Below are 24005 nucleotides of genomic sequence, written 5' to 3' on the forward strand. Positions count from 1 at the left end.
GAGAGAGATGATGAGCTACACCAATTTCACCCTCGACATCGACGCCGACGGCATTGCGCTGGTCACCTGGGACATGCCGGACCGTTCGATGAACGTCTTCACCGAGGAGGTGATGCTCGAACTGAATACCATCGTCGACAAAGTGGCGAGCGATGCAGCGATAAAGGGCGCGGTGATCACCTCCGGCAAGGATACGTTCTCGGGCGGCGCCGACATCACCATGCTGCAGAAGATGCTGGCGACCCTCGCCGCCGACAAGGCGAAGGACCCGGAGAAGGCGACCAAGGCCCTGTTCGACAATGCGGGCACCATGAACGGCCTGTTCCGCAAGCTGGAAACGTCGGGAAAGCCATGGGTTTCGGCGATCAACGGCACATGCATGGGTGGCGCGTTCGAATTGTCGCTCGCCTGCCATGGCCGTGTCGCGGCCGATTCAGACAAAGTGAGGATGGCGCTTCCCGAAGTGAAGATCGGCATTTTTCCGGGCGCCGGCGGCACCCAGCGCGTGCCGCGGCTGACCGACCAGCAGCAGGCGCTGCAAATGCTGACGTCCGGCCAGACGCTGTCGCCTCAGAAGGCCAAGTCGATGGGCTTGATCCATGAGATTGCCGAGCCGGACAAGCTGGTCGAAACCGCCAAGGCGATGATCAGGGACGGCTTGAAACCGGTGGCGCCATGGGATGAAAAGGGCTTCAAGCTGCCCGGCGCCCCGATCTATTCGGTGGCCGGTGCCAATCTGTGGCCCCCGGCCATCGCCATTCTGCGCCGCGAGACCTATGGCAATTATCCCGCCGCTGCCGCCATCCTGAAATGCGTTTACGAGGGCTTGTTGGTGCCGTTCGACACCGCCCTGCGGATCGAGCAACGCTATTTCACCGAGATTATGCAGACCAGGGAAGCGGCAGCGATGATCCGTTCGCTGTTCGTGTCGCTCCAGGAACTGAACAAGGGCGCGCGCCGCCCGGCCGGTGTGCCGGAAACGAAGTTCAAGAAGATCGGCGTACTCGGCGCCGGCTTCATGGGCGCTGGCATTGCCTATGTGACGGCCAAGGCCGGCATTCCGGTGGTGCTGCTCGACCGTGACATGGAGTCCGCCGCCAAGGGCAAGGCGCATTCCGAGACCCTTATCTCGGATCAGGTGAAAAAGGGCCGTGCCAAGCCGCAGGACAAGGATCGGTTGCTGTCGCTGATCACGCCGACGGCCGATTACGCGGATCTTGCCGGCTGCGATCTTGTGGTCGAGGCGGTGTTCGAGGACTCGGCCGTCAAGAAGGATGCCACCGAACAGGCCGAGGCTGTGCTCAAGCAGTCGGCGATCTTCGCCTCGAATACGTCGACCATACCGATCACATCGCTGGCCAGGAATTCGGCGCGGCCAAAGAATTTCATCGGCATCCACTTCTTCTCGCCGGTCGACAAGATGATGCTGGTCGAGATCATCCTCGGCAAGAAGACCGGCGACAAGGCGCTGGCCACCGCAATCGACTTCGTCCGCGCCATCAAGAAGACGCCGATCGTTGTCAACGATACGCGCGGTTTTTACGTCAATCGCTGCGTACTGCGCTACATGTCGGAAGCCTACAAGATGCTGATCGAAGGTGTTCCGGCGCCGATGATCGAGAATGCGGCGAAAGCCGCCGGCATGCCGGTCGGTCCTCTGGCGTTGACCGACGAGACCGCGATCGACCTTGCCCAGAAGATCATGAAGCAGACCATGCGCGATCTCGGCGACAAGGCGGTCGATCCGAAGCAGATGGCGCTGATCAACACGATGGTCGACACGCATGGTCGCTTGGGCCGCAAGAACAGCAAGGGCTTCTATGACTATCCGGCAAAACCGGCCAAGAAGAAGCTGTGGCCAGGTCTCAGGGATCTCTACCCGCAGCTGGCGCCGGAGCAGGTTGATTATGAGGAACTGAAGCAGCGGCTGCTGGTCACCATCGCGCTTGAGGCGGTACGGGTGATGGAAGAGGGCATCGTTACCGACCCACGCGAGGCCGATGTCGGCTCGATCCTGGCCTTCGGCTTCGCGCCCTATACAGGCGGTGCACTGTCCTACATCGACGGCATCGGCGCTAAGAAATTCGTCAAAATCGCCAAGCGCCTGCAGAAGAAATACGGCACCGAGTTCAAGGCGCCGAAGCTGCTGCTTGATATGGCCGAGAAGGGCGAGACCTTCTACGAGCGCTTCGATCCCTATACCAGGGACGAGGCCAAGGAGGCGGCCTGACGCCGTCTTCGGCGGTGGACAAGATGGCGGCCAAGGGGTAGAACACGGAAGGTATTTTTTCCTGTTTCGAAGGAGAGCAAGGTGCTCTCGCACGACCGCGTTTGGGCCGCCATCGACGCTCTCGCCGAGCGTTATTCGCTTTCGGCCTCCGGACTGGCCAGGCGCGCAGGCCTCGACTCGACCGCCTTCAACAAATCGAAGCGGCTGTCCTCAGATGGACGGCCGCGCTGGCCGTCGACCGAATCGCTGGCCAAGATCATTGAGGCGACCGGCGCCTCGCTGGACGAATTTGCGGGGCTGGTCGAGGGTCGGGGTAATTCCGGCGCACTACCCGTGCAGAGATCGTCGGTGCCGCTGCTCGGCTTCGCCCAGGCGGGCGCCGGTGGCTTCTTCGACGACGCCGGGTTTCCAGCGGGGCAGGGATGGGATCTGATCGAGCTTCCGGCACGGGCAACCGAGACCTCCTATGCCTTGAAGGTCCAGGGCGATTCCATGCTGCCGCTCTATCGCAATGGCGATGTCCTGATCGTCGAGCCAGGGGCTACCATACGAAAGGGTGATCGCGTCGTCGTCAAGACCAATGCCGGCGAGGTGATGGCCAAGGTGCTTGACCGCCAGACACCGAGGTCGATCGCGCTGGTCTCCCTCAATCCCGATCACCCGGACCGCGACATCCTCATGCGCGATGTCGAATGGGTGGCGCGGATTGTCTGGGCAAGCCAGTAGGCGCGGGGCCGGTGCGTCTGCCTCACCTTGCTTTGGCTGTTCTGGCGATCCCGGCGATGGCCACGGCAATTGTCGCCGGCGGCCGCGCCGTCCAGAGCGAAAGCGGCGGCCCCTGGGAGCAAATCCAGGTCGGCGCCGAAACTCAGCCCGCCGCGCCGGCTACGTCGGCCATCCCGAAACCAGTGCCGGCCAAGCAGGCGGCGCATTCGAGGGCAATCGATCCAGACATCGTGGTGCCGCCGCAGCCCGGTTCCAACGAGCTTGAACGGATAGAGCCGCGCGCCCCGTTGAGCGATCTGGCATTGGCTGGACCGCCCAAGCCGCCAAAAACGAAAATGCCCGACGACTGGAAAGGCACGAAACTATTCCAGCCCGTCGCGTCGGCCGCCGGGGTCATCGAAGCAAAGGGCTATTCGATTGCGGTTTCCGGGATCGACATCGTCAAGCAGGAGGAGACTTGCACCGACGGCGGCGAGTCCTGGAATTGCGGCATTCGGGCGCGAACGGCCTTCCGCGCCTTTCTCCGCAGTCGTGCGGTGGTCTGTGCCGTGCCGCCCGAAGGCGGTCGTGATCTGATCGCCGCCGAGTGCCGGATCGGTAATCAGGATGTCGGTCAATGGCTGGTCGAAAATGGCTGGGCGCGCGCCGCCAAGGGCGGCCCTTACGTAGAAGCCGGCGAGAAGGCGCGTGCAGCAAAAAAAGGCGTCTTCGGGCCGGCGCCGAGCGTTTCAGGCCTGCCGCCGCTCCCGGCTGCTGCGTCGCGATCCGCGCCTGTAGCGCCTAGCTCGATCCTGGAGGAGCAAGACGGCGTCCTCATGCCGCCAGCTGACCAGCCAGCGCCCGCTGAATGAGCTCGCGCGTTTCGGCGATGCCGTAGAGCGCGGCGAAGGAGCCGAAGCGCGGTCCGCGTTCCTGACCTATCAGCACCTGATAGATCATCTGGAAGAAGGCGACGGAGACACCGGGTCCGCCCTCCGGGCTCTGCTTGGAATGATCCTGGTAGCGCTCGATCTTGCGCGCAACATTGAGGGCAGCGTTCTGGATTGCCTCGCTGTCGGCATCAGCCGGCAGCGCGGCGAGCGCTTCCGAAAGCTTGGTCAGCGCCTCGCGCTCGACCGCGTCGGCAGCACGGTACACTTTCGCCGGCTTCACGAAATCGTCGAAATAGCGGATGGCATATTCGGCCAGCCGGTCGAGCTCGGGATGGGTTGTCGGCGTCACACCCGGCGCGTGGCGCGAAATGAAACCCCACAGCACGTCCCTGTTCTGCGCATTCGAGGCGCTGACCAGGTTGAGCAGCAGCGAGAACGGAACCGGCAGGTCGACTGCCGGGGGATTGCCGTCATGCATGTGCCAGACCGGATTGCCCAGCCGCTCCTTCCAGTCCTGCCTCTGATAGGCAGAGAGGAACGTGTAATATTCGTCTACCGCCTTCGGGATGACGTCGAAATAGAGCTTCTTCGCGGTTCGCGGGCGCTGGAACATATAAAGGCTAAGGCTCTCGGTCGGCGCGTAAGTCAGCCACTCGTCGATGGTCAGCCCATTGCCCTTCGACTTCGAGATCTTCTGGCCGTTCTCATCGAGGAACAGCTCGTAATTGAAGCCCTCCGGTGCCGGAGCATCGAGCGCGCGGCAAATCTGCCCGGCGAGCTTGACGGAATCGATCAGATCCTTGCCGGACATCTCGTAATCGACGCCGAGTGCTGCCCACCGCATCGCCCAATCTGGCTTCCATTGCAGCTTGGCATGACCGCCGGTCACCGGCGTCTCGAAGCGCTCGCCGGTGTCCGGGTCGCGCCACACGATGGTGCCGGCGTCGAGCTTGCGCTCGTCGATCGCGACTTGCATGACGATGCCGGTCTTGGGATGGATCGGCAGGAAGGGCGAATAGCTCAGCGCCCGCTCCTCGCGCAGCGACGGCAGCATAATTGCCATCACCTTATCGAAGCGCTCGAGCATCTTGAGCAGCGTCGCGTCGAAGCGGCCGGAAGTATAATAGTCGGTCGAGGAAGCGAATTCGTAATCGAAGCCGAAACGGTCGAGGAAAGTGCGCAGCCGTGCGTTATTGGCGGCGCCGAAGGACGGATACTCATTGGAGAACGGGTCCGGTATCCTGGTCAGCGGCTTGCCGAGATAGGCGCGCAGCATGTCCTTGTTAGGCACATTGTCAGGCACCTTGCGCAATCCGTCCATGTCGTCGGAGAAGCAAAGCAGCCGCGTCTTGACCTTGTCTTCGGTCAGCACGCGGAAGGCGTGGCGCACCATAGATGTGCGCGCCACCTCGCCGAACGTGCCGATGTGCGGCAGGCCGGACGGGCCGTAGCCGGTCTCGAACAGCACCGTTTCCGGGTAGCCGCTGCTCGCGTAGCGGGCGACGATCTTTTTCGCTTCCTCGAATGGCCACGCCTTGCTTTCGGCGGCGGCGGCGAGGACTTCCGGGCTGAGATCGATCGGCTGTTGTTCGGCCATGATGCTATTCCTGCACTTTGCCAGCATCCATGCCGGCAGCCGCATGCTCTAGACCATGATCCCGAAAAGTGGAACCCGGTTTTCGGGCAGGACCGTGATCAGGCAAGAAGATTAAGAGCCCCCGTCCCGATAGTCAGGATGGATCAACTTCCAAGGCGTGATCGGAGCGCCAACGATCGCGGCTGTTTTTCCTTGCGGCGCCGGTCCCTCGTTCCTAACTTCGGGACCATCTCAAGGAGTTGTAAATGCCATTGTCGCCACACGAAGCCATGATCTACCTGATGGTCATCACCTCGGCGTCAGACCGCGACATGACCGACGTCGAACTGGCGCGGATCGGCGACGTCGTTCGATCCTGGCCGGTGTTTGAGGATTTCAACCAGGAGCGGCTGGTCGAGGTCGCCCAGGCCTGCCAGAAAATGCTGCATGAAAAGGATGGGCTGGAGGGCGTCCTGGCGCGCGTCGCCGAGGCGCTGCCCGAACGCCTGCGTGACACCGCCTATGCCGCCGCCTTCGAGGTCGCAGCTGTCGATCTCGAAATGCGCCTGGAGGAGGTACGCGTTCTGCAGCTCGTCCGCCGGGAACTCGACCTCGATGCGCTGACGGTCGCCGCCATTGCGCGAGCCGCCAAGGCCCGCCTTCGCACGCTGACCTGAGCCGGCGGCCAAGCTCAGAAAAAACTGACGGGAAAATAGCGCAGATAGAACTCGGCGAACGTGCCTTTCACCGAGATTTCCTGCAGCGCGTAGTCGAAAGCGGCGGCCAGTGCCGGATCGTCGGCCCTGGTGGCGATTGTCATGCCTGAGCCGAGATATTCGGGCGCCAGATAGGGGCCGCCGGCAAAGCGGCAGCAGCCCGCTGCATCCGAACCGCCGAGCCAGAAGGCGAAACGCATGCCGTCGCCGAAGGCGGCATCGATCTTGCCCGCTTTCAGCTCGCCATAAAGCTCCTCCGGCTTTGCGAACGGGACGATTTGGACGTCGCCGAAATAATCGCGCAGCATCCGCTCGTGCGCGGAGCCGGCGATCACGCCGACACGCTTGCTGCGCAGCTTGTCGAACATTGGTTCGGTCAGCGCCTGTGTCTTCAGCATGATGAAGCGTGCCGGAAATTGCAGGTAGGAGCGTGAAAATGCGTATTTCGACCGCGACTCCGGCGTCGCGGCGATGCCGGCAATGATCGCTTCGCCCTCGCCTTTCCCGAGCGCACCTTCGAGCTCGGCCCAGGGCAGCGCCTGGATCTGGCATTTTTCGGCAATGCCGAGCTCGGCGCAGATGGCGCGCGCCAGGTCGACATGGAAGCCCGACAGCCGGCCTGCCCCATCGAGGAAATTGAACGGCGGGAAATCCGTGGTGGTCAGGAATCGCAGCCGCGGCAGCATCGAAAGGTCCGGCTTTGGCAGCCGCTCCTTGGCGTCCCAGAACACCGGCACCTGCGGCTCCGCGGCGAGCGCAGCAACCGCAAGCGATTGCGCTCCGATCAATATCGAGATCAATGAAATGGATATGCGCCGAAACGCCACGCGACGACTCCGTCCGGGTCTTGCCCCGGCTTTCGTACGAAATAACAGGTTTTTGTACGAAAAAAACACAGGTACGACGGTTTTTGGTTTCATCATTGCAATTTAGGGATATTGTTTAGTGAGTTTGCAAGTGACTGCGTGATGCCGGCTGAAGAGGAGCAGTAGGACGCACAGGGGAGGCAGCTTTGCAGTCCGGGGTTGATGGCGTGGTGCGGGTTGATCACTGCCATTGGCGTCAAGAGCGGAAGGCAACATGGGGTAGATGTTGCGATGGGTCATTTCGATCGTACGCTGGAGTTGATAGATCAGTTGCAGCACGCCGGCACAGCCGCCGCCGTCTGCGAAAAGCTGCTGGGGGTAACAAGCGGGTTCGGGCTGACGGCGCTGATGGCCGGGACGGTTCCGCAACCTGGCACACCGAGAAACCAGCAAAAGGACCATGTGCTGCTCTGCGACTGGCCGGCTGAATGGCTTGAGCGCTACGTCGCGCGCAACTACGTCGATCACGACCCCGTCGTCAGCCACATGAAGCAGCTTCAAGCGCCATTCCAGTGGCGGGAAGCATCTCAGGGCATCCGCATCGGCAAGAGCGGCGGCGAGGTGATGGGCGATGCCGGCGAATTCAAGCTGCGCGACGGGTTGGCCTTCCCGCTAATCACGCTCGATGGCCAGATCGTCATGGTGTCGCTAGGCGGCGAGGCTGTCGAATTGTCGAGCGCCGATTTCGGGTTGGTGTCGCTGGTCTCGACTTATGCGATTGGCCGCGCAATGCAGCTCCACACCATGGCGGGCAAAACCATCGATCATGTCGAATTAACGCCGCGTGAGCGCGAATGCCTGCAATGGGCTGCTGTTGGCAAGTCCGAATGGGAGATTTCACAAATTCTCGGCATTTCGGAACACACGTCAGAGAAACACCTTCTTAACGCCAAAAGCAAACTCGGTGCCGTCAACCGGGTCCAGGCCGTCGCGGAAGCGATAAGGCGCGGCTATATTAACTAGGTCGGCCGCGCCGGCCTAGAAATTCTTGCTTGCGTGATCGCGTAATTTTTTTGGGAAAGCACGGCCGTATCTTCCTATTGAAACTAGGAGACGGCAAATGCTTTTTTCCCTCACAACCCAGGAATTGATGGAACGGCCCGACCTCTGGGAGGCAGTTCATCGTTTGCGTTACAGAGTTTTCGTCGAAGAGATGGGATGGACCGATCTGCAGCGCCCTGATGGCCTCGAGATCGATCAATTCGACCACGACGAGGCAGTGCACCAGATCGTCATCCGCAATGGCGAGCTCGCCGGTTATCAGCGGATGTTGCCGACAACCCGGGCCCATCTTCTAACCGATGTGCTGGCGGACCTTTATGAGGGAACCCCACCGTCGGGCCCGAATGTCTATGAACTGACCCGCTATGCGGTTGCGCCGGGATTCCGCGACGGTCGGCGCGGCGTGTCGACGGTCGGCACCGAGCTGATCGCCGGCTTCGTCGAGTGGGGTCTGAAGCGCAACGTCAACCAGGTGATCATCGAATTCGAGCCGATGTGGGTGCTTCGCGCGCTGCAGCTGCATTTCCTGGCAACGCCGCTCGGTTACCAGCGTACCTATGGCAACCAGCAGGTGGTTGCCACACTGCTCACCTTCAACGAGCACACGCTCGACGTGGTGCGTTCGCGCCGCAACCACTTTGCGCCGGTGCTGGCCAGAGGGTACCCGGACATGCTCGGACAGAGACGCGCCTCGTGAGATTGGAGAGAGGCCATGAACGTTCACTCAAAAGCAGAATTCCGCAATCACACGCTGATCGTCACGGTATCGTCGGGTGACGGCCGCCCGGTGCTGGACAGGCGGGCCTATGAAAGCCTGGCCAGGACATTCCACGAAGCCGCTGTCGACGACGACGTCCGCGTAGTGGTCCTGCGCGGCTTGGCCGGGTGCTTCTGCCTCGGTGCCGATTTCTCCGAATTTCTCGACGCCACCAAACATCGGCGACTGATCGCCGCCGTCACCGATATGTTCCGCACGCTGGCGACGTTTCCGAAACCGGTCCTTGCCTGTGTCGACGGCGACGCCGTCGGCGTCGGTTGCACCATCCTGTTCCACTGCGACATGGTGATCGCCTCGAGCAAGAGCACGTTTCGGGTGCCGTTCGTCGATTTCGGCCTGGTGCCGGACGCGGCGACCAGCATTCTGGCGCCGCAGAAGCTCGGCTATGCCGGGGCGTTCCGCTTCTTCTGCCTGGGCGACACGCTCGCCGCCGAAGATGCCAGGGCACTGGGCCTTGTCGGCGAGATCGTGACGGACGGCAGCGTCGAGGAAGCCACGTTGGCAAGAGCCAGGCAACTCGCCAAGAAGCCTGTCGCGGCGCTGCTACAGACGCGCGACCTGCTTAGGGGCGACACCGGCGCGCTCTGCGACCGCATCGATCAGGAGATCTCGCTTTTCCAGCAGGCGCTGCAGGACGACACCACGCTGAAGCGACTGCAGCGGATTGCCCGGCTGGCGGCATGAGAGCCGCGTATCGATGAGGTGAGCTTATTTTTCGAGGAAAGTCGGCCCTTCGCCGATGATCTTCTTGTCCTCCTTGCCGATGACGTCGAGGTCGCGGCCGTCATAGGGAAGCGAAAGGAGAATGCGCTGCATGACGGCCAGCCGCGCGCGCCGTTTGTCGTTCGCCCGCACAATGATCCAGGGCGCGAACTCCTTGTGCGTGCGCTCGACCATCAGGTCGCGCGCTTTGGTGTATTCGTCCCATTTGGTGATGCCGGCGATGTCGATTGGCGAAAACTTCCAGCTCTTCAGCGGGCTCCAGCGGCGGTCGTGGAATCGCTCGAGCTGCGTTTCCCGGCCGATGTTCAGCCAGAATTTGAAGAAATGTATGCCCTCGTTGCGAATCATCCGCTCGAAATGCGGAACCTCGTCCAGAAATTGCTCGTGCTGCTCGGGCGTGCAGAATCCCATCACCGGTTCAACGCCGGCGCGGTTATACCAGGAGCGGTCGAAGGTGACGAATTCGCCCGACGTCGGGAAGTGGTCGACGTAGCGCTGGAAGTACCATTGTCCAAGCTCGGTGGGCGTTGGCTTGGTCAGCGCCACGTTGCGCGCCGTGCGAGGGTTCAGATACTGGCGCAAAACGAAGATCGTGCCGCCCTTGCCGGCAGCGTCGCGCCCCTCGAACAGCGACATTACCCGCTTGCCCGTCGACTGCAGCCACGCCTGCGCCTTGACCAGCTCGATCTGCAGCTTCTCTAGCCTCTCGTCATACTCCTCGCTCTTCATCTTCTTGTCGTAAGGGTAACCGCCGGCAGTGAGCTTGCGGTCCTCGACCCAGTCGGGAAGCGCGGGGGCCTCGATGTCGAACGCCCTCTCCTTGCCGCCGATCATGATCTTCAGCGGCCCCGATGAGGGTGCGGCGGGGCTTTCCTTGGCGTTTTTCATCGAGGCGAACCTTTCCAGCTTCCGGACTCGTGCTATTGGGAGCCTTACTGCATCGGCCCGAAAATCGGAATCGATTTTCGGAAAGAACGATGCAGCAGATAAAGAGGTAGAGCGTCCTTTGTGCGCCCAATTGGACGCACTGCGCTCTAGCGCCGGTCCAGCAAGAAGTTCTTGAAGTGGCCGCAGACGGAGCGCAAATGGCCGACATCGGCACAGAGCGGAGAGGCAGGGCGCAAACCGTCGCCATGCGGCTGTGGAACAGCCGCTGGCTGCTGGCGGCCGGTCTCGTTGCGGTTCTGATGGTCTATGGTTTTGCCGGCATGTCTGGCTATGTGGTGCTGCTGGCTGGCGCCGTGCTGGTTGCCGCTGCGATGCTGCCGGCCGGCATCGCCCGCCAATCGACCGAAAATGCCGCGGCCATCGAGTCGGGCGTGCAACAACTTTCCGGCGAATATCTCGCGGCGGCGGTTGCCGATCCGCTGATCATTTTCGATCGCTCCGCCGCCATCGTCCACGCCAACGCCGCTGCCTTTGCCGCCTTCGGTGGGATTGCCCCCGGCATGTCGCTGTCGCTGAAATTCCGCGCGCCGGAAATGCAGGCCTTGCTGGATAGCATCTTGGCGGGCAACGTCGCTTCGGACAGCGTCGACTACATAGAAAAGCTGCCGGTCGAACGAGCCTATCGGGTGAGCGCGTCTTCAGTCGGCCATGCCACGGATCTCTACGTGCTGGTGTTCAAGGACCAGAGTGAGGCGCGCCGGATCGACAGAATGCGTGCCGACTTCATTGCCAATGCCAGCCACGAGCTGCGCACGCCTCTCGCCTCGATCGCCGGCTTCATCGAGACGCTGCGCGGGCCGGCCCGCAACGACCCCGCGGCGCGCGAGCAGTTCCTGCAGATCATGCAGAACCAGACCAGCCGCATGGCGCGCCTCATCGACGACCTTCTGTCGCTGTCGCGCCTGGAGATGAAGCCCTATCTCAAGCCGGGAACCGAGGTCGACGTGCGCCAGGCCATCGACAGCGTCATCGATTCGCTTGGGCCGCTCGCAAAGGAAAACGGCGTCGTCATCGAGCGTGATTTCGCGGAAGGGCCGCTCGACGTGGCCGGCGATCGGGACGAGCTTTTCCAGGTCTTCGAAAATCTGCTGGAAAACGCCTGCAAATATGGTCAGTCGGGCGGACGTGTCGTGGTGTCGATCATACGCAGCGACAGCGATCCCGAACCGGGCATCGACGTCACCATCAGGGATTTCGGCCCCGGCATTCCCGAAGAGCACATCCCGCGCATCACCGAGCGTTTCTACCGCGTCGACGTCGAGAACAGCCGAACCCAGAAGGGCACCGGCCTTGGCCTGTCCATCGTCAAGCATATCCTGACCCGCCACAACGCCAGACTCTCCATCAGGTCGGAGATCGGCAAGGGTGCGGCGTTCACGGTCCATTTGCCGGCTCGCTAACGTAGTACTATCTCTAGCACATAATGGGCCGTTTCTTTTTTCTGTCATCCGGCTAGCGTATCAGCGGGGATTCGAGGGAACGACTCAACCACGAGATCCCGGGAAGGCATTTCGTCCATGCAGTCCGTGCATATCGTCAGCGCCTATGACGAGGAGCTGAAATATCTGTCGAAGCGCATCGCTGCGATGGGCGGGCATGCCGAGCGCATGGTCGAGCAGGCGGTCGCGGCGCTGGTCAATGCGGATCCGGGGCTTGCCCAGAAAGTCATTCGGGACGACCTAGTTCTGGATGAGGGACAGCGCGAGATCGACGACAAGGCGATCATCATCATCGCCAAACGCCAGCCGATGGCGACGGATCTGCGCGAGATCGTCGGCGCGATCCGCATCTCGGCTGACCTCGAACGGGTAGGCGACCTCGGCAAGAACGTCGCCAAGCGGGTGGTTGCCGTCGCAGACGGGCGCCAGCCGAACAGCCTGTTCCGCGGCCTCGAGGCTTTGGCCAATCTGGCACTGACCCAGCTCAAGGAAGTACTCGACGTCTATGCGTCGCGGTCGGTGGAGAAAATCGGTTTCGTGCGCGACCGCGACGACCAGATCGACGCCATGTACACCTCTCTGTTTCGCGAATTGCTGACCTACATGATGGAAGACCCACGCAACATCACGCCCTGCACACATCTCCTGTTTTGCGCCAAGAACATCGAGCGCATCGGCGACCACGCCACCAACATCGCCGAGACGATCTACTATATCGTCACCGGCGACCAGATGCCGGCCGATCGTCCGAAGGGCGATAAGACGGACAAGATTATTCTTCCCGCAACCCAACCAGCGAAGTGAGTTCTCTCAGCACTGATGCGAATTTCGGATTCGCCACCCGACAGAAAATTGCGCTAAGCTTTCGACGCGCCGACTTCTCAGTTCCGCGATGAAGGCCCCGCCTTCAGGAGGCTGCGATGGGATATGTCCGCGAGTTTGCTCCTGCGCCGCCGATGTCGGGTATAATCGCTTGCGGCGTCTATACGGCTGGGCGGCGCATCGCCGACATTCCGATCGAGGAAGCCGGCGAATGGGCCGGGAAGCCGGGCCACGTGGTCTGGATCGGACTGCTGGAGCCCGACCGCAATTTGTTGCTGCGCGTCCAGGCGCAATTCCATCTGCATGAGCTGGCGATCGAGGACGCCGAGCATCCGCACCAGCGACCGAAGATCGAGCAATATGGTGATGCCCTGTTCATCGTTGCCCGCACGGCGCAGCTGATCGACAGCCGCGTCACCTTCGGCGAGACGCATCTGTTCGTCGGCGCGGGCTACATCGTCAGCGTCAGGCATGGCCCGTCGACCTCCTACGCCGCCGTTCGCCAGCATTGGGAAAGCTGCCCGCATTCCCTTGCCAAGGGCGAGGATTTCGTCCTCTACGCCATTCTCGATTTCATCGTCGACAACTATATGCCGGTGCTTGAGCAGATCGAAAACGAGGTCGAGGCGATCGAGGACAAGGTTCTGCTGAAACCGATGACCGGCTCCGATATCGAACGGCTTTACATGCTGCGCCGCGATCTCTTGCGCCTGCGTAATGCGGCCCTGCCGCTGGTGGAGGTCTGCCGGCGGCTCACCAGCGCCGATCTGCCGCAAATCCACACAGCCATGCACCCGCTGTTTCGCGACGTCACCGACCACATCCGCACTGTCCAGGAAAAGATCGACAGCCTGCGTGAGGTTCTCGCCTTCGCCTTCGAGGCGAGCCTTCTGGTCGGTCAAAGCCAGGAGACGGCGATCTCCAAGAAGCTTGCCTCATGGGCCGCAATCTTGGCCGTGCCGACGGCATTCGCCGGCATTTACGGCATGAATTTCAGCGACATGCCGGAACTGAGGATGGAATATGGCTACCCGGCCGTCCTGGCGGCAATTGCCCTGATCTGCACGTTTCTTTACTGGCGGTTTCGCAAGAATGGGTGGCTATGAAGTGGGTGAATGATCAATAGTGAATAGGGCTAGGCAAGAGCCTTGCTTTCTTACTCCAAGCTCAGCCCGCCACCATTCACCATTCACCATTCACCTGCTCCGCCGCCGCTCCGATGCCGGCTGGAACGCCACGCGGGCGTGGTACTTGCAGTAGGGGCCGGTTTCGGCGGCGTCGTTGCCGCAGAAATGGAAGTCTTCCGAAAGCGGATCGCCGTTCGGCCATTTGCAAGTGCGCTCGTTGAGTTCGACAAGTTGCAGATGCCGCGAGATCGGCACGACGACGTTCTCGACCGGGCGGATATAGTGGCGCGCCACCGGTTCGGCATCGAACTGCGCCTTGAGCGCGGTCGCACCGATCGACATCGAGGTGGTGGCATGGCGCGTGGCGCTTGCTGCCCGGGACACCGATTTCTGGATCGTCGATCCCTGCACCGTCTTCTTCTGGCGTGCCGGTGAGGCGGTCGTGCGTCCGCGACCGGACAGTTTCAGCCGGTGCACTTTGCCGATGACCGCATTGCGGCTGACCCCGCCAAGCTGTGCGGCGATCTGGCTGGCGCTGAGGCCCTCCGACCACAATTTTCTGAGAAGTTCGACTCGCTCGTCAGTCCAGTTCATGAGACCGCGCTCCTGCTGAAACGTGCGGCAATCGGAATCCATTCCCGACCCGGCTTCTGCCGGGCAGACACCACATATATCGGGTGATTAGGTCCGCCGCACGAAATCTAGTTATTTCTCTACTACAATTACCTTATGCGCTGACTCGGTGACAAGAGTCCCAAGGCCAACACGAATCGGTTTTTTCGGTTTTCCCCAACTTGCCCGGTCGCTTAGGAGCCGGCGTTATGCTGGGGGGCTTGCCGCGCGACCTTGCGCGACCTTTTCGTTGACTTCACGGCCGAAAAACACGATAAGCCACAAGGGCCGCCGCTTTGGCGGCTTTTTGATTTTTCCGGTTCCGGAGACGCATATAATGAGCGGTTCGGCGCTTTTCGAGACCTTTGTTCGCGCACCCCTGGCTTTCGACCACGGTGAAGGCACCTGGCTGGTCACCGACAAGGGCGAGCGATATCTCGATTTCGCCGGCGGCATCGCCGTGAATTCGTTGGGCTACAGCCATCCGCATCTGGTCGCGGCCCTCACCGAGCAGGCCGCCAAGCTCTGGCACGTCTCTAATCTGTACGAGATTCCGGGACAGAGCCGGCTCGGCGAGCGGCTGGCCGACGCAAGCTTTGCCGACAAGGTGTTCTTCACCAATTCCGGCGCAGAGGCGCTCGAATGCGCCATCAAGACGGCGCGGCGCTACCACTTCGTCAAGGGCCATCCCGAGCGCTACCGCACAATCACCTTCGAAGGCGCCTTCCACGGCCGCACCCTGGCGACCATCGCCGCCGGCGGCCAGTACAAGTATCTGGAAGGTTTCGGCCCCAAGGTCGACGGCTTCGACCAGGTCGGTTTCGACGATGTGGATGCCACCGAGAAGGCGATCACGCCTGAAACCGCGGCGATCCTGATCGAGCCGGTGCAAGGCGAGGGCGGCATCAGGCAAGTGCCGACGCAATCGCTGAAGCGGCTCAGGCAGCTCTGCGATCAGCACGGACTGCTCCTGATTTTCGACGAGGTCCAATGCGGCGTCGGCCGCACCGGAAAGCTGTTCGCGCATGAGTGGGCGGGTGTCACCCCCGACCTCATGGCGGTGGCCAAAGGCATCGGCGGCGGCTTCCCGATGGGTGCCTGCCTCGCCACCGACGAGGCAGCGGTCGGCATGACCGCCGGCGTGCACGGCACCACCTTCGGCGGCAATCCGCTGGCAATGGCGGTCGGCAACGCCGTGCTCGACGTGGTACTGGAAGACGGCTTTCTCGAAGACGTCCAGCGCAAGGCACTGCTGTTGAAGCAGGGGCTCGCTGGCGTCGCCGACGAATTTCCGGATGTTATCGAAAGCATCAGGGGCACCGGCCTGATGCTCGGGCTTAAATGCGCGATGCCCAACACCAAGGTCACGGTGGCACTGCGTGACCAGCATCTCTTGACGGTTCCGGCCGGCGACAACGTTATCCGCCTGCTGCCGCCTCTCACCGTCACCGACGCCGAGATCCGCGAAGCGCTCGAGCGCATTCGTGTCGGCGCCAAGAGCCTGGCAGATGCCATCGTCGCTGCCGCTGCGAAGTAATCCTGGAATTCCTGATGTCCCTTCGCCATTTCACCGATCTTTCCGCCGTTTCCGAAGGCGATCTGCGCTTCATGCTCGACGACGCAGCGGTGCGAAAGGCAAGGCTCAAGGCCGGCGAACGCAGCAAGCCGCTCGAAGGCAAGGTGCTGGCGATGATCTTCGACAAGCCGTCGACGCGCACGCGCGTGTCGTTCGACGTCGGTATGCGGCAATTGGGTGGCGAGACGATCATGCTGACCGGCACCGAGATGCAGCTTGGCCGCTCGGAGACCATTGCCGACACGGCCAAGGTGCTGTCGCGCTACGTCGATGCCATCATGATCCGCACCACCTCGCATGACCGGCTGCTGGAACTGATGGAAAACGCTACGGTCCCCGTCATTAACGGGCTGACCGACGAGACCCATCCCTGCCAGCTGATGGCCGACATCATGACCTTCGAAGAGCACCGCGGTCCGGTGGCCGGTAAAACGATCGCTTGGACCGGCGACGGCAACAACGTGCTGCATTCGCTGCTGGAGGCATCCGCGCGGTTCCATTTCAAGCTGAATGTCGCCGTGCCCGAGGGCAGCGAACCGGCCCAGAAGCATGTCGACTGGTCGAAAGCCAATGGCGGCAAGCTGAAATTCACCCGTTCGCCCGAGGAGGCCGTTTACGAGGCCGACTGCATCGTCACCGACTGCTGGGTGTCGATGGGCCAGGAGCACCGTGCCCGCGGCCACAATGTCTTCCTGCCCTATCAGGTCAATGCGGCACTGATGGCGAAAGCCAAGCCGGATGCGCTGTTCATGCACTGTCTGCCGGCGCATCGCGGTGAGGAGGTTACCGACGAGGTCATCGACGGACCGCATTCGGTGGTGTTCGATGAGGCCGAGAACCGGCTCCATGCCCAGAAGGCAGTCCTGGCCTGGTGCCTGGGCGTTTGATACGAGCCGCGGTAATCCGCGCCGGCCTGATCTGCGCCGCCTTGATCTGGGCCGCCTTGATCCGGGAGTTGGTGGTGCCTATCTCAGGCGCATCACGCAAATCGAGCGCGTCTCGTCGCATGCGCCCCGGAGGGCGGCATCGCCGCGCCCCGGAGCTTTGTCATGTTGGAAACTCATCAATTGGCTGAACATAAACCCAAGCTCGGCGAATTCGGCTACGCCGGCGACGACCATGTCGTGCCGTTCGAGGTCGGCCCACTCGACGTGCGCGGTCGCACCGTCCAGCTCGGGCCGATGCTCGATGCTATTCTCAGCCGTCACGACTATCCCGAGCCGGTCGCCCGGCTCCTGGCTGAAGCCTGTGTGTTGACGGTATTGCTCGGAACTTCGCTGAAGTTCGAGGGCAAGTTCATTCTGCAGACCCGCACCGACGGGCCGGTCGACATGCTGGTCGCGGATTTCTCCACGCCGCACGCGCTGCGCGCTTATGCCCGCTTCGATGCCGACCGGCTGCAGGCTTTGACTTCTGCCGGCGAGACGTCACCGCAGACGCTGCTCGGCAGCGGCGTCCTGGCGCTGACCATCGACCAGGGCGCCCACACACAACGCTACCAGGGCATCGTCCAGCTCGACGGCGTCACACTGGAAGATGCCGCACGCACTTATTTCCGCCAGTCGGAGCAGATTCCGACCGACCTCCGGCTTTCGGTTGCCAAGCTTCTGACGCCGGGCGTCGGCGGTGCTCGCGAGCAATGGCGGGCCGGTGGCCTGCTGGCACAATTCCTGCCGCAATCGGCGGAGCGCATGCGCGTACCCGACCTTCCCGGTGGCGACGGCGATCCGCGTGAGGAGATCCACGACCCGACCGACAATTCCTGGCAGGAGCTGCTGGCGCTGCTTGGTACTATTGAACCGACCGAGCTGATCGATCCGACGATCGGCGCCGAACGGCTGCTTTACCGGCTTTTCCACGAGCATGGCGTCCGTGTGTTCGGCGGGGTGCCGGTCGCCGACCAGTGCTCATGCTCGAGGGACAAGATCCACGGCATCCTTGAAGGCTTTTCCGCCGAGGAGATCAGGGACAGCACCGAGGATGGCAGCATTCACGTCGCCTGCGAATTCTGCTCGAAGCAATATGACTTCGACCCGGCGGAGTTTGCAGCGGCCGGATGACGGCCGTCAATTGACGGTGCGCCGCATTCCCGGCAAGTCGAGCGAGAAGGCGGGGATGGCGACGTCGAACGTCTCGCCCCGCCTGTTGCGCATGGTGTAGTGCCCGACCATGATGCCGGACGGCGTCGAGAGCGGGCATCCAGACGTATACTGATAGCTGTCGCCGGGGTTGAGTCCGGGTTGCTCGCCGACGACCCCGGGGCCGCGCACTTCCTCGACCTTGCCGGTGCCGTCGGTAATGTGCCAGTAGCGCGACAGAAGCTGCACGAACTCATCCGACTGATTGTCGATGGTCACCTGATATCCCCAGACATAGCGGTTTTGCGGAGGGTCGGAGTGATCCTCCAGATAGAACGGCCTGACCTGCACTTCGATGTTGCGGGTGACGGCGCTGTACATAAACTGCTCCAAAGCAATGTAGATGGAACTTTCGACGCTCAGCGCAGTTTGATCAACGATGCGCGTCATCTCCTTGCCCGACTCGAGCGCAGGTGCCGAAAAACAATGTCATTTAAGTGACACATGACAATGATGGTGTGCAGGCTTGTGCCGGGCGACTCAGCGTTCTGTCGAATTGTTGAAAACGGCCGTCATGCGGCCGGCACTTCTGGAGTGACCAGATCTCGATGGAACCGACATTCGCAGCCGCCCTCCTTTCCATAGCCCTCCTTCTTTCAAATCTCGCCAGCATCCTGTTAGCTTCGCTGAAGCTGAAGCGACCAGCCAGGATCGCACCGCCCGCCAACGCGCCGCCGGTATCGATCGTCATCCCGGCACGCGGCGTCGAGCCGTTTGCCGAAGAGACGCTGGAGCGCGCCTTCTCACTCGACTGGCCGCGCTACGAACTCATCTTCTGTGTCGCCCATGCCGACGACCCGGTGGTCAAGCCGATCACCGCAGCAATGGCGCGCTTTCCAGCTATTCGCGCCCGCCTTCTAGTCGGTGACGACCGCATCAGCGGCAATCCAAAACTCAACAATTGCGTGAAGGGTTGGGAGGCGGGGCGTTATCGCTGGGTCATCCTTGCCGATTCCAATGTGCTTATGCCGAGCGACTACGTCCAGCAGCTGATGGCGGCATGGCGGCACGACACCGGCCTCGTCTGCTCGACGCCGATCGGCTCGCGGCCGGACGGCTTCTGGGGGGAGGTCGAATGCGCCTTTCTCAACACGCTGCAGGCACGCTGGCAGTACGCCGGAGAGGCGCTCGGCCTCGGCTTCGCGCAGGGCAAGAGCATGTTGTGGAACAAGCCGATGCTCGACGCCAATGGCGGCATCCGCGCGCTTGCCGCCGAGATCGCCGAGGACGCGGCCGCGACCAAGCTGGTCAACGGGCTCGGACTGCGGGTCAATCTTGTCGCCTCGCCCTTCGAACAGCCGCTCGGCCGGCGCACGCTTGGCGAGATCTGGTCGCGGCAGGCGCGCTGGGCGCGGCTGCGCCGCGTCACCTTCGCGCTGTTCTTCGCCCCCGAGATCCTGATCGGCGCGGCGCCGCCGCTGGTGTTTGCGCTGATCGCGGCGGCTGACGCCGGCGTCAGCCTGCCGGCAACCGCCATCGCCGTGCTGGTCGCGGCCTACCTGCCGGAATGCGCCTTGGCCTCGGCCAAGGGATGGCACCTGTCGCCGCGCACGATCCCGGCGATGATGGCGCGAGACCTGATGCTTCCCGCCATTTGGGCGCGCGGATGGCTGAGCGGCGCCGTCGACTGGCGCGGCAACGTGATGACTATCCAGACAAAGACCGTCGCGGAGCTGGAAGAGACCCCGTCCGGCGCCTGATCGGGCGCGTTCCCGCTCGCCTCTGTTCGGCCAGCCCTTATCCGGCAACTCTCAGTGCCTGCTCGATGTCTTCGAGCAGGTCGTCGGCGTCCTCAAGGCCAACTGACAGCCTGAGCGTTCCCGGTCCGATGCCGAGCTCGGCGCGGGCCTCATCGGTCAAGTTCTTGTGCGTCGTCGTCGCCGGATGGGTGATCAGGCTCTTGGCGTCGCCGAGATTGTTGGAAATGAGCACGACGTCGAGTGCGTTCTGGAAGGCAAAGGCCGCCTGCTTGCCGCCCTTCACATCCATGCAGATCAGCGTCGAGCCACCCGACATCTGCCTCTTGACCACGGCCGCTTGCGGGTGGTCGGCACGGCCGGGATAGATGACACGGGCGATTTGCGGGCGCTCGGCCAGGAAATCCGCGATGCGGCCGGCACTTTCCGTCTGCTGGCGTACGCGTAGCGGCAGCGTCTCCAGGCCCTTCAGCAGCGTCCAGGCATTGAAGGGCGAGAGGCTTGGGCCGGTGTGGCGGAAATAGTCATGCAGGTTCTCGTCGATCCATTTCTTGTCCGACAGAACGATGCCGCCAAGACAGCGCCCCTGGCCGTCAATATGCTTCGTGGCCGAATAGACGACGATGTGGGCGCCGAGCTGCAGGGGTTTCTGCTGCAAGGGCGTGGCGAACACATTGTCGACGATCAGCCTGGCGCCGATCGCATTGGCAAGTGCCGCGACGGCGGCAATGTCGATCACTTCCAGCGTAGGATTGGTCGGGCTTTCCAGGAAGAACAGTTTGGTGTTTGGCTTGACCGCCTTTTCCCAATTGGCGATGTCGGTGCCGTCGACCAGCGTTGCCTCAATGCCGTATTTCGGCGCCAGCGTCTCGACCACCCAGCGGCAGGAGCCGAACAGCGCGCGCGCCGCCACGATATGGTCGCCCGCCTTGGCGCTGCACAGCAGTGCTGCCGTCACCGCCGCCATGCCGGATGCCGTGGCGCGCGCGTCTTCGGCTCCTTCCAGCGCGCACATGCGTTTTTCAAACATGTCGACCGTCGGATTGGCATAGCGCGAATAGATGAAGCCCGGCTCCTCGCCCTTGAAGCGGGCCTCCGCCGCTTGCGCCGTCTCGTAGACATAGCCTTGGGTGAGATACATCGCCTCGGAGGTCTCGCCGAAGCCGGAACGCAGCGTTCCGGCATGCACGAGTGCGGTCTGAGGCTTCCAGTCGCGCTTCTTGGTCATCATTCCATCCAAACACCAAAATTGGTCCAAACAACAAAAAACCGGTCGCGAAAGTCGCAACCGGTCCATATGGCCTTGCGGCCTGACGGTCCTTTAGCGACTTGTTTAACGTGGCTGCAAGCCGACCGGCCAAATCACCACGGGATAACGAGCTTTAGACCCGCGCCACGCTTGCGTCAATTGCCGGCATGATTAAGAGGGTTGTACCAAGCAGGTGCCAAACGCGTCCACGGTCGGACCTGCGACAGAACAAGACCTCGCCCGGCGTTCGAACGGAGCCAGACCCTTGCGGCAGACAGGCATTCTTCCCGATCAGGATATTTCCGCGCTGTTCCAGACGGGCGCGCTGAAATCGCCGCGCACGCTCGATGCCGATCAGATCCAGCCGGCCAGCCTTGACCTTAGGCTCGGCGACAAGGCCTGGCGGGTGCGTGCTTCCTTCTTGCCCGGCCCGGACCACAGGGTTGTCGACAAGCTCGACCGGCTGAAGCTGCACGAGATCAACCTCGCCGAAGGTGCCGTGCTGGAAACCGGCTGCGTCTACATCGTGCCGCTGCTCGAGAGCCTGGCGCTGCCCGCCCATATTTCCGCCTCCGCCAACCCGAAAAGCTCGACCGGACGGCTCGATATCTTCACCCGGGTAATGACCGACCGTGGCCACGAGTTCGACAAGATCGCCGCCGGCTATGAAGGCCCGCTCTATCTGGAGGTCAGCCCGCGCACTTTCCCGATTGTCGTGCGGACCGGCTCGCGGCTGTCGCAGGTCAGGTTCCGCACCGGCAATGCGCTCTTGTCGGAAAACGAGCTGCACGAGTTGCACCACGCCGAAATGTTGGTCGCCACCGAACCACCCAACATCTCAGGCGGCGGCATCGCGCTGTCGATCGACCTCGACGGCGACAAGGATGGGCTTGTCGGCTATCGCGGCAAGCACCACACCGGCCTGGTCGACGTCGACAAGCGCGCCGCGCAGGATGTCGTCGATTTCTGGGAGCCGCTCTACAAGAGCGGTGCCGGCGAGCTGGTGCTCGATCCGGACGAATTCTATATTCTGGTGTCGCGCGAGGCGGTGCATGTGCCGCCGCTCTACGCGGCCGAAATGACGCCCTTCGATCCGCTGGTCGGCGAGTTCCGCGTCCATTATGCCGGTTTCTTCGACCCGGGTTTCGGCCATTCGGCGTCGGGCGGCACCGGCAGCCGGGCGGTGCTCGAGGTACGCAGCCACGAAGTGCCGTTCATCCTCGACCACGGCCAGATCGTCGGACGGCTGGTCTACGAGCACATGCTGAAACGGCCGCAGGCGCTCTACGGCACTGATCTCGGCTCGAATTATCAGGCACAGGGCCTGAAACTGTCCAAGCATTTCCGCGCCGCCCGCTGAGCTTGTTCGCAATTCCGTCAGCCGCGAAACAGATATTCTTTCGCGGCGCCAAGGCAGCCATGAAACTGACCGATAAAGAGCAGTTCTCGCACTGCCAATCGCTTCTTCCCCCAAAATCCTCTGGTTTGCTTCTCGTCGTCAAGTGAGGCGCTTGAGCTGGACTGCAAGGGGAACAACTGCTTGTCGATACATCCCAGCACATGGGCTCTGGCGGAGTCGACACCGCAGGCTCTGCCATTGTCGTTCAGTCTGTCAGCGCGGAGTGCGGACGTCATGCGATCCGCGTTGCGCATCAGAAAGCTCACTTGCGATTTCGAATAGCCGGTGGCCAGAAGCCGGTTAGTCATCGACATCCGGGCCTCGCGATAGGATTTTGCGCTGCATTGTCCGGCGCTGTAAGCCGCTGGGGAGAAATAGGCGAGGAACAGGACTAAACTTACGAACACAGTGCCAATCCGCAGGCCGTTCATTTCTCGCCCCTGAATTATGTCACCAGTTTACAACGCCTTCACCACCACCTTCACCGGCTGCTCGATTTCAAGCGGGTTGCGCAAAGGCAGGCCGAAATCCTGCGCCTCGATTTCGAATACGTCGCCGGCCTCGGTCCTGATGCCGTCGGCGAAGGACAGCGTCGCCGTGCCGAACATGTGCACATGCACGTCGCCCGGCTGGCGGAAGGCCGAGTATTTGAAGTGGTGATGCTCGAGATTGCCAATGGTGTGCGACATGTTCGCCTCGCCCGACAGGAACGGCTTTTCCCAAAGCAGCTTGCCGTCGCGCAGGATGCGTGAAGCGCCGCGGATGTCGGGCGGCAGATCGCCGATCAGGATCTCCGGCCCGAACGAGGCGTTGCGCAGCTTGGAATGGGCGAGGAAGAGGTAGTTCACGCGCTCGGTGACGTGGTCGGAAAACTCGTTCGACAGCGTGAAGCCGACACGGAAGGGGGCGCCGTCGTCGCCGATCACATAGATGCCGGCAATTTCCGGCTCCTCGCCGGCATCCTGAGCGAAGGCCGGCGACATAAGCGCCGCACCGGGCGCCACCGCCATGGTGCCGTTGCCCTTGTAGAACCATTCCGGCTGCACGCCGATCTGGCCCTTCGCCGGCTTGCCGCCCTCAAGCCCCATGCGGAACATCTTCATGGAATCGGTCAGCTGTTCCTCGCCGTCCGTGCTGAGCTTCTTGTGCATGGAATCGCGGGTCGCGGCGGAGCCGAGATGCGTCAGCCCGGTGCCGGTGAGATGGAGATGCGCCGGATCGGGATGGTTGATCGGCGACAGCAGCCGGCCCTTCTTGTAGGCTGCGTCGAGATCGACGGTTTCGCCGAAGCCCTTGCGCTCGATCAGGGCGACAAGCCCGCTGCCGGTACGCGCGGCTTCCATCGCCAGCGAATAGACGCTGCGGGCGCCGTTGATGACGCGGGTCTTGCCGCCGTTGCGGGCAACGACCCGGATCGTCTCGGCGTCGTCGAGGATTTGTGAGATCAGCATGGTAACCCTCTCTGAATTGCGGGCTTGGCGTGCCTTTCTTGGCAAACCCTGCCCAGCG

At 62.3% G+C, this 24005-nt stretch carries 23 protein-coding genes and 1 riboswitch; of the genes, 15 read left to right on the top strand and 8 right to left on the bottom strand.

What is annotated here, in order from left to right; all coding sequences use genetic code 11:
- The first annotated feature begins 10 nt into the window (after window positions 1-10).
- The 3 genes from NKH28_RS02800 (at window position 11) to NKH28_RS02810 (ending at window position 3807) form a co-directional block, all read left to right on the top strand.
- The gene (locus tag NKH28_RS02800) at window positions 11-2230 is read left to right on the top strand and encodes a 3-hydroxyacyl-CoA dehydrogenase NAD-binding domain-containing protein (RefSeq protein ID WP_352977711.1); all 2220 of its coding nucleotides are present in this window, start codon (window positions 11-13) and stop codon (window positions 2228-2230) included.
- A gap of 81 nt (window positions 2231-2311) precedes the next feature.
- Window positions 2312-2956, top strand: a complete 645-nt coding sequence (locus tag NKH28_RS02805; RefSeq protein ID WP_352541296.1) for a S24 family peptidase — start codon at window positions 2312-2314, stop codon at window positions 2954-2956.
- An 11-nt stretch (window positions 2957-2967) separates the two neighbouring features.
- Window positions 2968-3807: a thermonuclease family protein gene (locus NKH28_RS02810; RefSeq protein WP_352541297.1), complete on the top strand. Its 840-nt coding sequence runs from the start codon at window positions 2968-2970 to the stop codon at window positions 3805-3807.
- On the opposite strand, the gene NKH28_RS02815 is transcribed toward NKH28_RS02810, so the two are convergent.
- On the bottom strand, window positions 3770-5425 hold the full coding sequence (locus NKH28_RS02815) for a lysine--tRNA ligase (protein WP_352541298.1): 1656 nt from the start codon (window positions 5423-5425) through the stop codon (window positions 3770-3772). The genes NKH28_RS02810 and NKH28_RS02815 overlap by 38 nt on opposite strands.
- 245 nt (window positions 5426-5670) lie before the next feature.
- Between NKH28_RS02815 and NKH28_RS02820 the strand changes: the two genes are divergently transcribed.
- On the top strand, window positions 5671-6081 hold the full coding sequence (locus NKH28_RS02820; protein WP_023677339.1) for a tellurite resistance TerB family protein: 411 nt from the start codon (window positions 5671-5673) through the stop codon (window positions 6079-6081).
- A 14-nt stretch (window positions 6082-6095) separates the two neighbouring features.
- Here NKH28_RS02820 and NKH28_RS02825 read toward each other — a convergent pair whose 3' ends face one another.
- Complete coding sequence (locus tag NKH28_RS02825; RefSeq protein ID WP_352977714.1) at window positions 6096-6947, bottom strand: ABC transporter substrate-binding protein; 852 nt, start codon at window positions 6945-6947, stop codon at window positions 6096-6098.
- A gap of 270 nt (window positions 6948-7217) precedes the next feature.
- Between NKH28_RS02825 and NKH28_RS02830 the strand changes: the two genes are divergently transcribed.
- From NKH28_RS02830 to NKH28_RS02840, 3 genes are all read left to right on the top strand, one after another.
- Window positions 7218-7949, top strand: coding sequence for a helix-turn-helix transcriptional regulator (locus NKH28_RS02830; RefSeq protein WP_352470107.1), 732 nt, complete (start codon window positions 7218-7220; stop codon window positions 7947-7949).
- A 97-nt stretch (window positions 7950-8046) separates the two neighbouring features.
- Window positions 8047-8685: an acyl-homoserine-lactone synthase gene (locus tag NKH28_RS02835; RefSeq protein ID WP_023677342.1), complete on the top strand. Its 639-nt coding sequence runs from the start codon at window positions 8047-8049 to the stop codon at window positions 8683-8685.
- Between the two features lie 15 nt (window positions 8686-8700).
- Entirely contained in the window at window positions 8701-9450 is a 750-nt protein-coding gene (locus tag NKH28_RS02840; protein ID WP_023677343.1) for an enoyl-CoA hydratase-related protein, read from the top strand.
- Between the two features lie 24 nt (window positions 9451-9474).
- Here the strand turns inward: NKH28_RS02840 and ppk2 are convergent, their stop codons facing one another.
- On the bottom strand, window positions 9475-10377 hold the full coding sequence (gene ppk2, locus NKH28_RS02845; protein WP_352541301.1) for a polyphosphate kinase 2: 903 nt from the start codon (window positions 10375-10377) through the stop codon (window positions 9475-9477).
- A 197-nt stretch (window positions 10378-10574) separates the two neighbouring features.
- Between ppk2 and NKH28_RS02850 the strand changes: the two genes are divergently transcribed.
- The 3 genes from NKH28_RS02850 (at window position 10575) to NKH28_RS02860 (ending at window position 13804) form a co-directional block, all read left to right on the top strand.
- Complete coding sequence (locus NKH28_RS02850) at window positions 10575-11837, top strand: ATP-binding protein (protein ID WP_352501704.1); 1263 nt, start codon at window positions 10575-10577, stop codon at window positions 11835-11837.
- Between the two features lie 117 nt (window positions 11838-11954).
- The gene (gene phoU, locus NKH28_RS02855) at window positions 11955-12680 is read left to right on the top strand and encodes a phosphate signaling complex protein PhoU (protein WP_023677346.1); all 726 of its coding nucleotides are present in this window, start codon (window positions 11955-11957) and stop codon (window positions 12678-12680) included.
- Window positions 12681-12796: 116 nt separating this feature from the next.
- Window positions 12797-13804, top strand: coding sequence for a magnesium and cobalt transport protein CorA (locus NKH28_RS02860; RefSeq protein ID WP_352541302.1), 1008 nt, complete (start codon window positions 12797-12799; stop codon window positions 13802-13804).
- Between the two features lie 90 nt (window positions 13805-13894).
- Here NKH28_RS02860 and NKH28_RS02865 read toward each other — a convergent pair whose 3' ends face one another.
- Window positions 13895-14419, bottom strand: coding sequence for a GcrA family cell cycle regulator (locus NKH28_RS02865; RefSeq protein WP_023677348.1), 525 nt, complete (start codon window positions 14417-14419; stop codon window positions 13895-13897).
- Between the two features lie 355 nt (window positions 14420-14774).
- Here NKH28_RS02865 and NKH28_RS02870 point away from each other — a divergent pair, with 355 nt between their 5' ends.
- The 3 genes from NKH28_RS02870 to NKH28_RS02880 all read left to right on the top strand — a co-directional run bounded on the left by NKH28_RS02870 (window position 14775) and on the right by NKH28_RS02880 (window position 18073).
- Entirely contained in the window at window positions 14775-15974 is a 1200-nt protein-coding gene (locus NKH28_RS02870) for an aspartate aminotransferase family protein (RefSeq protein WP_352541303.1), read from the top strand.
- Between the two features lie 14 nt (window positions 15975-15988).
- Complete coding sequence (gene argF / locus NKH28_RS02875) at window positions 15989-16900, top strand: ornithine carbamoyltransferase (RefSeq protein ID WP_352977717.1); 912 nt, start codon at window positions 15989-15991, stop codon at window positions 16898-16900.
- A 162-nt stretch (window positions 16901-17062) separates the two neighbouring features.
- The gene (locus NKH28_RS02880) at window positions 17063-18073 is read left to right on the top strand and encodes an Hsp33 family molecular chaperone (RefSeq protein ID WP_352541305.1); all 1011 of its coding nucleotides are present in this window, start codon (window positions 17063-17065) and stop codon (window positions 18071-18073) included.
- A 6-nt stretch (window positions 18074-18079) separates the two neighbouring features.
- On the opposite strand, the gene apaG is transcribed toward NKH28_RS02880, so the two are convergent.
- The gene (gene apaG / locus NKH28_RS02885) at window positions 18080-18472 is read right to left on the bottom strand and encodes a Co2+/Mg2+ efflux facilitator ApaG/CorD (RefSeq protein ID WP_352470114.1); all 393 of its coding nucleotides are present in this window, start codon (window positions 18470-18472) and stop codon (window positions 18080-18082) included.
- 227 nt (window positions 18473-18699) lie between these two features.
- Here apaG and NKH28_RS02890 point away from each other — a divergent pair, with 227 nt between their 5' ends.
- The gene (locus NKH28_RS02890; protein WP_352541306.1) at window positions 18700-19851 is read left to right on the top strand and encodes a ceramide glucosyltransferase; all 1152 of its coding nucleotides are present in this window, start codon (window positions 18700-18702) and stop codon (window positions 19849-19851) included.
- A gap of 37 nt (window positions 19852-19888) precedes the next feature.
- On the opposite strand, the gene NKH28_RS02895 is transcribed toward NKH28_RS02890, so the two are convergent.
- On the bottom strand, window positions 19889-21079 hold the full coding sequence (locus tag NKH28_RS02895) for an O-succinylhomoserine sulfhydrylase (RefSeq protein WP_352541307.1): 1191 nt from the start codon (window positions 21077-21079) through the stop codon (window positions 19889-19891).
- Between the two features lie 70 nt (window positions 21080-21149).
- Window positions 21150-21227: riboswitch (SAM riboswitch) on the bottom strand.
- Window positions 21228-21362: 135 nt separating this feature from the next.
- Here NKH28_RS02895 and NKH28_RS02900 point away from each other — a divergent pair.
- Window positions 21363-22457 (top strand): 2'-deoxycytidine 5'-triphosphate deaminase, encoded by a 1095-nt coding sequence (locus NKH28_RS02900; protein WP_352541308.1) that lies wholly within the window; start codon window positions 21363-21365, stop codon window positions 22455-22457.
- Window positions 22458-22474: 17 nt separating this feature from the next.
- Here NKH28_RS02900 and NKH28_RS02905 read toward each other — a convergent pair whose 3' ends face one another.
- Both NKH28_RS02905 and araD1 read right to left on the bottom strand, forming a co-directional pair.
- A complete protein-coding gene (locus tag NKH28_RS02905; protein WP_352541309.1) occupies window positions 22475-22927 on the bottom strand; it encodes a hypothetical protein in 453 nt (150 codons plus the stop codon).
- A 27-nt stretch (window positions 22928-22954) separates the two neighbouring features.
- The gene (gene araD1, locus NKH28_RS02910) at window positions 22955-23947 is read right to left on the bottom strand and encodes an AraD1 family protein (RefSeq protein WP_352541310.1); all 993 of its coding nucleotides are present in this window, start codon (window positions 23945-23947) and stop codon (window positions 22955-22957) included.
- Window positions 23948-24005 lie beyond the last annotated feature (58 nt).

Source organism: Mesorhizobium sp. M1227 (assembly GCF_040318315.1).
Lineage (GTDB): Bacteria > Pseudomonadota > Alphaproteobacteria > Rhizobiales > Rhizobiaceae > Mesorhizobium.

Excerpts from the sequence above, each read along its gene's own strand:
- NKH28_RS02890 (WP_352541306.1), top strand. The coding sequence starts at position 18,700 with ATGGAACCGACATTCGCAGCCGCCCTCCTTTCCATAGCCCTCCTTCTT.
- phoU (WP_023677346.1), top strand. The coding sequence starts at position 11,955 with ATGCAGTCCGTGCATATCGTCAGCGCCTATGACGAGGAGCTGAAATAT.
- NKH28_RS02835 (WP_023677342.1), top strand. The coding sequence starts at position 8,047 with ATGCTTTTTTCCCTCACAACCCAGGAATTGATGGAACGGCCCGACCTC.
- NKH28_RS02820 (WP_023677339.1), top strand. The coding sequence starts at position 5,671 with ATGCCATTGTCGCCACACGAAGCCATGATCTACCTGATGGTCATCACC.
- NKH28_RS02860 (WP_352541302.1), top strand. The coding sequence starts at position 12,797 with ATGGGATATGTCCGCGAGTTTGCTCCTGCGCCGCCGATGTCGGGTATA.
- apaG (WP_352470114.1), bottom strand. The coding sequence starts at position 18,472 with ATGTACAGCGCCGTCACCCGCAACATCGAAGTGCAGGTCAGGCCGTTC.
- ppk2 (WP_352541301.1), bottom strand. The coding sequence starts at position 10,377 with ATGAAAAACGCCAAGGAAAGCCCCGCCGCACCCTCATCGGGGCCGCTG.
- NKH28_RS02830 (WP_352470107.1), top strand. The coding sequence starts at position 7,218 with ATGGGTCATTTCGATCGTACGCTGGAGTTGATAGATCAGTTGCAGCAC.
- NKH28_RS02895 (WP_352541307.1), bottom strand. The coding sequence starts at position 21,079 with ATGATGACCAAGAAGCGCGACTGGAAGCCTCAGACCGCACTCGTGCAT.
- NKH28_RS02870 (WP_352541303.1), top strand. The coding sequence starts at position 14,775 with ATGAGCGGTTCGGCGCTTTTCGAGACCTTTGTTCGCGCACCCCTGGCT.
- NKH28_RS02815 (WP_352541298.1), bottom strand. The coding sequence starts at position 5,425 with ATGGCCGAACAACAGCCGATCGATCTCAGCCCGGAAGTCCTCGCCGCC.
- NKH28_RS02905 (WP_352541309.1), bottom strand. The coding sequence starts at position 22,927 with ATGAACGGCCTGCGGATTGGCACTGTGTTCGTAAGTTTAGTCCTGTTC.
- NKH28_RS02800 (WP_352977711.1), top strand. The coding sequence starts at position 11 with ATGAGCTACACCAATTTCACCCTCGACATCGACGCCGACGGCATTGCG.
- argF (WP_352977717.1), top strand. The coding sequence starts at position 15,989 with ATGTCCCTTCGCCATTTCACCGATCTTTCCGCCGTTTCCGAAGGCGAT.
- araD1 (WP_352541310.1), bottom strand. The coding sequence starts at position 23,947 with ATGCTGATCTCACAAATCCTCGACGACGCCGAGACGATCCGGGTCGTT.
- NKH28_RS02880 (WP_352541305.1), top strand. The coding sequence starts at position 17,063 with ATGTTGGAAACTCATCAATTGGCTGAACATAAACCCAAGCTCGGCGAA.
- NKH28_RS02840 (WP_023677343.1), top strand. The coding sequence starts at position 8,701 with ATGAACGTTCACTCAAAAGCAGAATTCCGCAATCACACGCTGATCGTC.
- NKH28_RS02865 (WP_023677348.1), bottom strand. The coding sequence starts at position 14,419 with ATGAACTGGACTGACGAGCGAGTCGAACTTCTCAGAAAATTGTGGTCG.
- NKH28_RS02850 (WP_352501704.1), top strand. The coding sequence starts at position 10,575 with ATGGCCGACATCGGCACAGAGCGGAGAGGCAGGGCGCAAACCGTCGCC.